Genomic DNA, 10,785 nt, shown 5'->3' on the forward strand with positions numbered 1-10,785 from the left:
GGATCTGAAACAGATCAATCCCTCTGATCGCTGTAGACATTGCAAACTGGGTACGTATCAGACGCTTGCGAAAGCAGCTGAACGCTATGAAAGCAGATTCATTGCAGATGGTGCAAATGTTTCTGATCTCGGAGAACATCGCCCTGGAATTGAAGCCTTCAGTTCCTGTGGTGTGATTCACCCGTTTATCATGGCTGGGATCACCAAACCAGAGATCAGACAGATAGCCAGAGAGAAAGGACTCCCATTCTGGAATAAACCATCAGCTGCGTGTCTGTACTCCCGTATTCCCTATGGTGATGAGATAACAGATGAAAAGCTGGGCATGATTGAGAAAGGGGAAGAATTTCTCGCCAGTCTGAAGTTCAGTCAGGTCCGTGTCCGGCATCACGGGAATATTGCCAGAATAGAAGTTGATCCCGGTGATATTCCCGAGATAATTGAAAAGCGATCTCAGATCGATGAACGATTCCGTGAGATCGGGTTTTCATATGTTACTCTTGACCTCCGGGGATACCGGTCAGGAAGTATGGATGAAGTTCTCCCTGTTGAACGATGAATCATGACGATTTCAGGAGAGAAAACCCTCTCATCCTTATCTGATGGGGTATTCCTGAATTCAGATCGGTACCGGATATGGATAGATGATACGTATATTGGTCATGTCCGGGTGATTAAGCGAATTAATTTTAGCCAGATTGTCGAGGTACTTCGTCAGATTGTTCTGATTCAGAGAGAATATTCAGGAGAACCCGGAATAATCCGAATTTACATCCCTCATTCACTTCAATCGATTTACTCAGATAATCTGCATTCCTTCATTGGTTTTGCACAGGTTGTCTCCAATATCTCAATTGAGGTACGAGAAACAGAGGAGATACAGTTTTAACACCTGTGAACCCGGCCAATCACCATGAACAGGAATCAAACTATTATGTAACAAATTAGAATATGAGATCTGATCCTGGCATAAATTGCCGCATGTTATCCACTTTTTGAAACATACCGCCATCAATTGCTTCTTTCTTTCGCTTTATCTTTCTCCCGATTAACCTTGTTATCAGAAATCGGAGAAAGCATGACCAAAGCCAAAAATATTGCCATATATGGCAAAGGGGGTATTGGGAAGTCAACCACGACATCCAATATCAGTGCCGCCCTTGCAGATAGTGGCCTGAAGGTCATCCAGATTGGATGCGACCCTAAAAGCGATTCAACCAACAACTTGAGAGGAGGAAAATCCATTCCCACGGTTCTTGATGCGATCAGGAGTGGAAAGAAGATTGAGATAGCAGATATCGTATACGAAGGATTTGGCGGAGTGCTGTGTATTGAGGCAGGCGGTCCAGAGCCAGGTGTTGGATGTGCAGGACGGGGAATCATTGCAGCGATTGAACTGCTCAGACAAAAAAAGGTCTTCGAACAGTATGATCCTGATGTAGTCCTCTATGATGTCCTTGGTGATGTGGTCTGCGGAGGATTCTCAGTACCTATCAGAGAGGGCGTGGCAGAACAGGTATACACCGTCACTTCAGCCGATTTCATGGCTGTTTACGCCGCGAACAACCTCTTCAAAGGTATCAAAAAGTATGCAAACAGTGGAGGGGCTTTGTTCTCCGGAATCATTGCAAATTCGGTGGCATTGCCGATCCAGAGAGAGATCATCGATGATTTTGCATCACAGACCGGAACTACCATCGCAGAGTATGTGCCGAGGTCGGTGACCATCATCAGAAGTGAACTTCGCGGTCAGACTGCAGTGGAGTACGATCCTGATTCAGAGCAGGCAGAAGTGTACAGAAGACTGGCAAAGGCCATCGTAACAAATGAGAAGAAGTATGTCCCAGCTCCACTAGAAGCAGAAAATCTGAAAACCTGGGCAGAATCATGGTCTGATCGTCTTCTTGAGAAGAAGGATGATGAGAGTTCTGTTCGTACACCCGAAACAGCATCACCAGCAACATAAGAAAACAAGGAGGGAAAAATGGTTTATAAAACCCGGGAAGAGGCTGATAATGAACTCTATGAAAAGAAGATAGATCTCTCTCAGGATACCTGTCCAAACCGCGAGCAACGGGCTAATGGTATCAATATCTTCTATGGGAAAGCGAGTGAACTCGTTGACCAGGCAAAATCAGGATGCCTGAAGAACCATGAGCGTGGATTTGCACAATCTTCAGGTTGTACATTAAACTTCTACCTCTCGGTCCGTGTCGGAACCATCAGGGATTCAGCTACGATCTTCCATGCACCGGTAGGTTGTTCGTCATCAGCACTTGGATACCGGGAGCTCTTCAGAGGTGTTCCGGTTGAGATGGGAAGACCGGCAAACTACGATCTCCACTGGATGACCACCAACCTCCGTGATAAGGATGTGGTGTACGGAGCAGGAGATAAGCTCAAGAAAACGATATACGAAGCTCAGAGGCGCTATGATCCAAAAGCAATCTTCATTCTGACTTCCTGTACTACCGGTATTATCGGTGAGGATATTGAAGGGGCAGTCGCAGATGTGCAGCCTCACATCGATGCAACTATCGTGCCGATCCACTGTGAAGGTGTTCGATCCCGGCTGGTTCAGACCGGATATGATGCTTTCTGGCATGCGGTCCTGAAGTATCTGGTGAAGAAACCAGCGAAGAAACAGGAGGATCTGGTGAATGTTGCAAGTATGCTCTCATACACCTGGCAGGACCGGCTTGAGATCAAGCGTCTGCTCGGTAAAGTAGGGCTTCGTGCAAACCTCATCCCTGAGTTCGCCAGTGTTGAGCAGTTTCAGCAGTTATCAGAAGCAGCAGTTACCGCTCCACTCTGTCCGACCTATACCGATTACCTCTCACGCGGCCTGCAACAGGAGTACGGTGTGCCCTACTTTATGTATCCATCCCCGATGGGAGTTGCAAACACTGATGCATGGCTCCGCCAGATCGGAACGCATACCGGAAAGGTTGATGAGATTGAGAACCTGATCGAAGAGGAACACAAGACCTGGATTCCAAAGTTACAGGCAATCAGATCAGAATTTGATCGTATCGCTGCAGAGAAAGGAAACAAGGTCCGGGTACTCGGATCCCTTGGACAGGGACGATTACTTGCACAGTTGCCGTTCTTTGACGAACTAGGACTCAGCTCACCGGCTGCAATGTCACAGGATTATGATAACCTGATCCTCGAAGATCTTGAGGAAGTGATAGGAAAGGTCGGTGACTTCGATCTCCTGGTAAATACCTTCCAGGCAGCAGAACAGTCTCACATCACCCAGCAGCTCGACCCGGATCTCACCCTCAGCTGCCCATTCCAGGGTGGAGCATACAAGCGGATCAAAGGCTCTACCAGAATACATGCACTTCGGGGAGATCCACATCCGTGGAGTGCACAGAGTGGATATACCGGAGCAATCGCATTCGGAAACTTCCTGCTCCAGTCACTCAAGAGCACTTCATTCCAGAAAAATCTCAAAGCAAAGACAAAAGACAGTTACCGCGAATGGTGGTTCAAACAGACGAATCCACTCTATTACATGAAACCGGAGAGTATCTAACATGGGTAGTACAGAAACAGAATCAGGGTCTGAAGATTTTTCAGAAGGACGAGCAATTGAAGCTCCGAGGTTCTCCTGTGCACTCGGAGGTGCCCTTGGAACCGCTCTTGGGATATATGGCACGGTTCCGATCCTCCACTCAGGTGCAGGTTGTGGAATAGGCCAGCTCTTTGGCCAGTTATACGCCGGAGGACAGAATGCTGGTGGCCCGCAGGGAGGTACCAGTACCCCCTGTTCCTCACTTGTTGAGCACCATGTGGTCTTCGGAGGAGAGGAAAAACTGAAAGATCTCATCAAAGCCAGTGTTGAACTGATGGAAGGAGATCTCTTCACTGTGATCACCGGTTGTGTTCCCTCCCTTATCGGTGATGATGTAAGTGCGGTAGTCAGACCGTTCAAAGAAGAACATGACATCGTTCACGTAAAGACATCAGGATTCACCGGAAACTCCTATGAAGGGTACGAACTCTTCTTTGAGGCAATAATCAACGATCTCCTCAAACCTGCAGAGAAGATACAGCAAAAAACAGTCAATATCTTCGGGATTGTGCCGTACCAGCACGTATTCTGGAAAGGTGATGCAAAGGTAATCAAAGATCTGCTTGCCAGGATCGGAATCAAGGCACAGGTGTTCCTGACCGAATTTGATGGAATTGCCCAGCTCAAGAACATTCCCGCAGCCGAGTACAATATTGTCCTCTCAACCTGGAATGGTCACCGGGTAGTTGAACTCCTCAAAGAGAAATTCGGAACTCCGTACCTGAGTTTCCCGTCTGTGCCAATCGGACCAAAAAAGACCGGGGAGTTCCTTCGAACCGTGGCAAAGACCTTCAATATCTCTGATGATATTGTGGAACCATTGATCGAGGAAGAAGAGAGGCGGGTGTACCGGTTCATCGAGTATGGTGGTGATGCCCATATGCTGGTCAGGCCGCATCCGTTCTTCGCAGTCGTCGCAGACTCCGGTACTGCAATCGGGATTACCAGGTTCCTGGTAAATGAACTCGGGTACCTGCCTGATGTTGTCCAGATCAGTGATGAGCCTCCGGAGGAAGTCAGAGGAGAGATCACGAGGCACCTTACCCAAGGGCTTGAAACCCCGGTAAAGCCGGATGTCATATTTGAGACTGACTCACATCTTATCAGACAGAATCTGAAGAACCGGCCATTCCTGTTCCTGTATGCCAGTTCGCTCGAAGCTCCCACCGCACTTGAGGAGTTTGGAGCATGTCCTGTCACCGTCTCGTTCCCAACCATGAACCGGCTCATCCTGAACCGGACCTATGCAGGATTTGACGGAGGACTCACGCTCTTTGAAGAGACCGTCAGCACCTTCGTAGGGCCGTTATAAAAAATCACAGGCAATGTTGGTGACACCGGTCATGAACACCGATATCACAAGCATAATCGGGAGATCCGATTAATCCTTCTCCCTTATTACGAAACACATTTTTTCCTTCCGCACGATACAAGCATCTGTTTTTCTGATATGTAGCTGATCCTATGAGAATTCACTTAATATCACCGTTCAAATAAGATGATCAAAGATACGGTGGTTACCTGACCACCGGGATGTGTATTATGAAAATCTATTGCATGCTTATCTCTCTGGTCTTTGCATTCACGCTGGTTACTGCCTGTGTTGCGGTAGAATCTGACAGTCAGTCTGAAGTAAACACAACTACTCCTTTGACGGTAACTACCGGAGAAATCCTGGAAAATGCTCTTGAGTACGATGCAAAACTGATAGAAGTAACCGGAAAGATAACCTCTCAATGTGGGTCCGGATGCTGGTTCATCATATCAGATGAATCCGGTGATCTCTATGTCAATCTGAAACCAAACAACTTTGTTATCCCCCCGGCAATGGGGAAAGAGGTTACCGTAACCGGCGTACTCAAAGTTAAGGATAATGACGCTTCTCTGATCGGCAGCAGTGTCCTGCTGGGTGGAAAAACCTATCCATGAACCTTTTCACGCTCGCCTTCCGGAATCTTCGCAGGCGAAAGGTCAGGACCCTTTTGACGATAGCGGGTGTAGCGATAGCGGTTTCTGTGCTCTTCTCCCTGCTTGCATTCAATGCAGGATACGAACAGGAGTTGACCAAAGAGGTGGATAATCTCGGCATACATCTCCTTGCAGTACCGAAAGGCTGCCCGTATGAGGCTGCCAGCATGATCATTCATGGAGGCGTTATCCCGAAATATCTGAATGAAAGCGATCTTTCTTCTATCAGGAATATTCCCGGAGTAGCCATTGCCACCCCCATTCTCATGCATCAGTTCCTCCTGAATGGTACTCCCCATATTGTATATGGAATCGAGAGTTCAGATATGCTCAAACTCCGTCCATACTGGCATGCAGAAGGTCGTTTCTTTTCAGATACTGAAAAAAATGTGATGGTTATCGGGAGAGGACTTGCTGAAAAAGAGAACCTGAAGGTCGGACAGATCCTGAATTTTGGTCCTAAAAAAGAACCGTTTGAGATTGTTGGGATTCTTGATCGGACCGGTGGACAGGAAGATGAATTTCACCTCGTTTCTCTGTCTGAAACTCAACGAGTGTTTGGAAAAGAACATAAAGTCAATGCAGTCGCTGTTTTCCTGGATGACATAACGCAGATCAGTGATCATTCTGATGAAATTGAGAAGATTCCCGAGGTTCAGGTGGTAACCATGACCCAGGTAACCGGAACGATCATGAATCTGGTAGGTTCTGCCAGAATCCTGCTCTTCTCATTGATTGCGGTGGCGGTGGTAATCAGTGCCTGCGGAATCAGTAATACGCTGCTTATGTCTGTGTATGAGCGGACCCGTGAACTTGGTATGTTTAAAGCGATCGGAGCATCATCAACAGACATCGGGATTATGATCCTGACTGAAACTATCGTAATAACCACTCTCGGAGGTATTGCCGGCGTTGGTGGAGCCCTGGTCGGAGCAGGGCTGATTGAACAATTTATCAGAGGTGCCATACCATATGCACCGGCAGGCAGCCTGATCGCGTTTGATCCCGAAGTAGCATTGATATGTATTGGCTTTTCGGTGATCCTTGGTGTGATCTGCGGACTATATCCGGCATATCGTTCATCGCGACTGAGTCCTATAGAAGCCATCAGGAGTGAGGCAGTATGAATCTCCTTGAGGTCCAGAACCTGACCAAAATATACCGGCGAGGATCTGAAGAGATTCATGCCCTGAAAGGAGTCAGTCTTACAGCCCGGGCTGGGGAGTTTATCTCCATCGTGGGACCTTCAGGTTCAGGGAAAACAGCACTTATGAACCTGATTGGATCGCTTGACACTCCTGATGGAGGAACCATTCTGATCGACGGAAAGGAGATCTCTGGTCTTCCCGAACGGGAACGGGTATCGTTACGCCGTCATACGATTGGATTTGTATTCCAACAGTTCTTTCTGATTCCAACAATGACTGCCAGGGAGAACATTATGCTCCCGCTGATATTTAGCAGACAGAAGATCGATGAGGCATGGATTGAACAGATTCTGGCGATGGTTGGCCTGACTGAACGTGCCGGCCATAAGCCGCACGAATTATCCGGAGGAGAGATGCAGCGTGTTGCAATCGGCAGGGCACTCGTGAATCGTCCGGAGATCATCCTTGCTGATGAACCAACAGGTAACCTGGATTCCGCTACTGCAGAACAGATATACGTGATATTTGAAGAATTGACCCGCCAGGGAATCACTCTGATTGTAGTCACCCATAATCCGGATCTCGCGAGGAGATCACACCGGATAGTTACGATTTGCGATGGGATTATTCATGATGAATCATCAACCGGAACTGATGATTCATAATTTTTTGAGTCTGTAAAAAAAAGGAATTATCGGCATCTGCTAACCAGCCGGGAAAGCCGTTCTGCGGTGATTAAGCCGACTACTCGTCGCTCTTCGTCTAATACCGGGAGTGCTGAGATATGATGCTGTTCCATCCGTTTCACTGCGTCAGAGACCAGTTCACCCGGTGAAGCCGTAATAACCTCCCGTGACATAATATCCTCAAGTGATCGGTACTCCTGTGCAACTGAACGTGAGATATCCCATGAAGTAACAATTCCACATAACCGGCCATCTGCCGCAACGATTGGTAGATGGTTGACGGATTCAGCGATCATCAGGGCAGCTGCTCCTTTTATGGTTACACTCTCACTCACGGTTGGCACATTGGTGATCATAAGATCCTGGATGGTCAGATGAGATAGGAATCTTCCAAGCAGATAATTCATCTGTCCACTCTCGAGCAGAAAGGCATCATGCCCGTAGTTTGACCGGATCTCACAATAATCAACATCAATATTGAGTGAGGTGAGGGCGGATACGATCTCCTGAGACAGATAGGGAGGATAGAGCCAGTCCGAAGAGATCGATACGATCAGGAACTGTGCCTGAACATCCCTGAATGCATCTGCAAGCGACTGGTTTACCGTGAGATCAAAATAATCAACCGCTTTGGTGATATAGAGGTATGAGTTGGCATCAAATCGTTTTACAAACTGATCGCCCTGGTGATGAAGATAACTCTCTACCTGAAAATCGGTAGAGAAATCAAATCCAAGTTCATTTTTACCCTGAAGATATCTGCCAAATTTATGATGCATCGATTCATCTGAAAGGTAGGTGATATGACCAATCATCCTAGCAAGTGAAAGACCATGAACCGGAGGGGTGCGGTCATAATATTCTCCTTTCATCCAGTCAGGATCAGACAGGATAGCACTGCGTCCTACTTCATTGAACGCTATCTGCTGGGGAGTTGAGTATGCCGTGCTTGCAATAACAATCACCCGGCTCACAAGATCCGGATACGTTACCGACCATTGCAGTGCCTGCATTCCTCCCATTGATCCCCCTGCAACAGCGAAAAGACGGGAGATACCCAAATAATTCAGAAGATGATGCTGTACCCTGACCATATCAGAAATGGTAAAAATAGGGAATGAACGACCGTATGGTTTTCCGGTGTCCGGATGTAGAGAAGATGGCCCGGTGGTTCCTTTACACCCGCCAAGGACATTAGAACAGATGATGAAATACTGGTCAGTATCAAAAGCCTTCCCTGGCCCGATGACCATCTCCCACCATCCCGGTTTTTCATCGCCTTCATGATATCCGGCTGCGTGAGCATCGCCGGTCAGGGCATGACAGACAAGGATAGCGTTGGACGCATCCTTATCCAGAGTCCCGTAGGTCTCGTAGGCTACGGTAAATTCAGGGAGAACCTCCCCACTTTCAAGCGTGAGGGGTTCTGTAAATTGTGCCTGTTTCGGAATTACTTTTCCAATTGATCCTCGAATCATAGTGATTAGATCTGAGCAAGTGCCTGATCCAGATCCTCGATAATATCTTCGATATTTTCAATTCCAATCGAAAGTCTGATGTAATCGGGAGTTACTCCGGTTGCGGTAAGTTCTTCCGGAGTCAACTGCTGATGGGTGGTTGATGCCGGGTGAATTACCAGACTCTTTGAATCCCCGATGTTTGCTACATGGGAGAAGAGTTTTAGTGCATTAATAACTTTCTTTCCTTCCTCTACTCCACCTTTGACACCTACTCCGAGAAGTGCACCGTACCCGCCTTTGAGGTATTGAGATGCCAGGGTATGACTTGGATTGTCCGGAAGTCCCGGGTAGTTAACCCAGGCTACCTTTGGGTGAGCCTTCAAGTGGTTTGCCACGGCAAGAGCGTTTTCTGAATGCTTCTTTACCCGGAGATCAAGCGTCTCAAATCCCTGAAGGAGCAGGAAGGCATTGAAGGGTGAAAGGGCAGCCCCGAGGTCACGCAGGAGTGAGAGCCGGATCTTGAATACAAATGCGACATTTCCAAGACCTGGGAAATCCTTGAACACATCCCAATAAACAAGACCGTGATAACTCGGATCAGGCTCAGAGAACTCCGGATATTTCCCGTTGCTCCAGTTGAATTTTCCTGAGTCTACAATCAGGCCCCCTATGGAGTTTCCGTGACCACCTACAAACTTTGTCGCAGAGTGGACAACCACATCAACACCATGTTCGATCGGCTTAACCAGCCCTACCGCTGAGGTGTTGTCAACGACAAATGCGATCCCTGCTTCATGAGCAATGTCTGCAATTTTGCGGAAGTTCGGGACATCAAGTTTGGGGTTTCCAAGGGTCTCAGCATAGAATGCACGTGTTTTCGGAGTAATCGCCTTCTTAAATGCCTCTGGATCCTGTGAATCCACAAAGATAACTTTGCGTCCGAGTTTAGCAAAGGTATAGTGAAGGAGGGTGTAGGTTCCCCCATACAGGTTATTAGCGGCTACTATCTCATCTCCAACCCGGGTGATATTCAGAAGAGCGTAACTGATGGCGGCCTGACCTGAAGCGACCGCGAGTCCTCCTGTTCCTCCTTCGAGTGCTGCAATACGTTTCTCGAGGACATCAGTAGTCGGATTCATGAGCCTGGTATAGATGTTTCCCAGTTCGGAAAGTCCGAAGAGGGCGGCTGCATGGTCTGCATCACGGAACTGGTAACTGGTGGTCTGGTAGATCGGTACTGCTAATGCTCCGGTTGTCGGGTCCGGAACCTGTCCTGCGTGCAATGAAGTGGTTGCGTTTCTGTCAGTTTTGTTAGTCATGGTATCATTGGTTCTGTTTTGTTATGGGTAATTCGAATTTTTCTGCTATCTCGGTGAATGAATCTGCCAGGTATCTTACTTTTTCCCATGAGAGTCCGTATGTAGAGAGTTTCCAGGTCCGGGTAGCTCCCGCGAACTCACCCACGATACCCCTTGCCGAGAGTTCATCAGAGAAGAAGAATCCTCTCCGTTTGTGAGTAGCAGCGATCTTGTCAAAGCTGCCGGTTGTATCAACCTTAGTCAGGGCATGCTTGCGGGGATACTCTGATACAATCTTACTCCCTTCGATAGCAAGCAGACGATCTGAAAAGAAATTAATCTTTTTCAGTTCATCATCCCAGTGCAGGGTTCGCTCTTGTACTTCAGGGAAAGATGCCATCATCGCTATCAGATTTGATCCCATCAGGGTACATCCGACCATCTCAACTTCTTTGATCCCGAACTTACGTTTGGTCACATCTCCAACCATCTGGGTGGTACGGAAGACTTTTTCAGTCCATTCACTCGTCGTCGCCAGCACCCCGGAAGGCGCTGGCGAAGCCATACTCTTATGGCCGGAACCAACAATAAAGTCAGCCCCGATCTCTTTCCCGTTAACCGGCATAACACCGACTGTATATGCCC

General features: G+C 47.9%; 11 protein-coding genes. 8 read left to right on the forward strand and 3 right to left on the reverse strand.

Translation table 11 applies throughout. The features are described from left to right. From larE to LUQ50_RS09745, 8 genes are all read left to right on the forward strand, one after another. Positions 1–559, forward strand: a 559-nt coding sequence (gene larE, locus LUQ50_RS09710) for an ATP-dependent sacrificial sulfur transferase LarE (protein WP_300039607.1), incomplete at its 5' end; no start/stop codon positions are given. Positions 560–562: 3 nt separating this feature from the next. Continuing rightward, positions 563–889 carry a hypothetical protein gene (locus LUQ50_RS09715; RefSeq protein ID WP_300039609.1) on the forward strand — a complete coding sequence of 109 codons (327 nt, stop codon included), beginning with the start codon at positions 563–565 and terminating at the stop codon, positions 887–889. Between the two features lie 165 nt (positions 890–1,054). Then, positions 1,055–1,966 (forward strand): nitrogenase iron protein NifH, encoded by a 912-nt coding sequence (locus LUQ50_RS09720; protein WP_300039611.1) that lies wholly within the window; start codon positions 1,055–1,057, stop codon positions 1,964–1,966. Positions 1,967–1,984: 18 nt separating this feature from the next. Then, positions 1,985–3,541: a nitrogenase component 1 gene (locus LUQ50_RS09725; RefSeq protein WP_300039613.1), complete on the forward strand. Its 1,557-nt coding sequence runs from the start codon at positions 1,985–1,987 to the stop codon at positions 3,539–3,541. Between the two features lies 1 nt (position 3,542). After that, positions 3,543–4,892, forward strand: coding sequence for a nitrogenase component 1 (locus LUQ50_RS09730; RefSeq protein ID WP_300039615.1), 1,350 nt, complete (start codon positions 3,543–3,545; stop codon positions 4,890–4,892). Positions 4,893–5,122: 230 nt separating this feature from the next. Then, positions 5,123–5,509: a hypothetical protein gene (locus LUQ50_RS09735; RefSeq protein ID WP_300039617.1), complete on the forward strand. Its 387-nt coding sequence runs from the start codon at positions 5,123–5,125 to the stop codon at positions 5,507–5,509. Then, positions 5,506–6,675 (forward strand): ABC transporter permease, encoded by a 1,170-nt coding sequence (locus LUQ50_RS09740; RefSeq protein ID WP_300039619.1) that lies wholly within the window; start codon positions 5,506–5,508, stop codon positions 6,673–6,675. Before LUQ50_RS09735 ends, LUQ50_RS09740 begins: the two co-directional genes overlap by 4 nt. Further along, the gene (locus LUQ50_RS09745) at positions 6,672–7,361 is read left to right on the forward strand and encodes an ABC transporter ATP-binding protein (RefSeq protein ID WP_300039621.1); all 690 of its coding nucleotides are present in this window, start codon (positions 6,672–6,674) and stop codon (positions 7,359–7,361) included. Before LUQ50_RS09740 ends, LUQ50_RS09745 begins: the two co-directional genes overlap by 4 nt. Positions 7,362–7,387: 26 nt before the next feature. On the opposite strand, the gene LUQ50_RS09750 is transcribed toward LUQ50_RS09745, so the two are convergent. The 3 genes from LUQ50_RS09750 to LUQ50_RS09760 form a co-directional block, all read right to left on the reverse strand. Then, positions 7,388–8,860, reverse strand: coding sequence for a homoserine O-acetyltransferase (locus LUQ50_RS09750; RefSeq protein WP_300039623.1), 1,473 nt, complete (start codon positions 8,858–8,860; stop codon positions 7,388–7,390). 5 nt (positions 8,861–8,865) lie between these two features. Continuing rightward, positions 8,866–10,161 (reverse strand): O-acetylhomoserine aminocarboxypropyltransferase/cysteine synthase family protein, encoded by a 1,296-nt coding sequence (locus LUQ50_RS09755; RefSeq protein ID WP_300039625.1) that lies wholly within the window; start codon positions 10,159–10,161, stop codon positions 8,866–8,868. 4 nt (positions 10,162–10,165) lie between these two features. Next, positions 10,166–10,785, reverse strand: a 620-nt coding sequence (locus LUQ50_RS09760) for an aminotransferase class V-fold PLP-dependent enzyme (protein ID WP_300039627.1), incomplete at its 5' end; no start/stop codon positions are given.

Origin of the sequence: Methanospirillum sp. (assembly GCF_028679455.1) — an archaeon.
Taxonomy (GTDB): Archaea; Halobacteriota; Methanomicrobia; order Methanomicrobiales; family Methanospirillaceae; genus Methanospirillum.

Excerpts from the sequence above, each read along its gene's own strand:
- LUQ50_RS09715 (WP_300039609.1), top strand. The coding sequence starts at position 563 with ATGACGATTTCAGGAGAGAAAACCCTCTCATCCTTATCTGATGGGGTA.
- LUQ50_RS09725 (WP_300039613.1), top strand. The coding sequence starts at position 1,985 with ATGGTTTATAAAACCCGGGAAGAGGCTGATAATGAACTCTATGAAAAG.
- LUQ50_RS09730 (WP_300039615.1), top strand. The coding sequence starts at position 3,543 with ATGGGTAGTACAGAAACAGAATCAGGGTCTGAAGATTTTTCAGAAGGA.
- LUQ50_RS09735 (WP_300039617.1), top strand. The coding sequence starts at position 5,123 with ATGAAAATCTATTGCATGCTTATCTCTCTGGTCTTTGCATTCACGCTG.
- LUQ50_RS09740 (WP_300039619.1), top strand. The coding sequence starts at position 5,506 with ATGAACCTTTTCACGCTCGCCTTCCGGAATCTTCGCAGGCGAAAGGTC.
- LUQ50_RS09745 (WP_300039621.1), top strand. The coding sequence starts at position 6,672 with ATGAATCTCCTTGAGGTCCAGAACCTGACCAAAATATACCGGCGAGGA.
- LUQ50_RS09750 (WP_300039623.1), bottom strand. The coding sequence starts at position 8,860 with ATGATTCGAGGATCAATTGGAAAAGTAATTCCGAAACAGGCACAATTT.
- LUQ50_RS09755 (WP_300039625.1), bottom strand. The coding sequence starts at position 10,161 with ATGACTAACAAAACTGACAGAAACGCAACCACTTCATTGCACGCAGGA.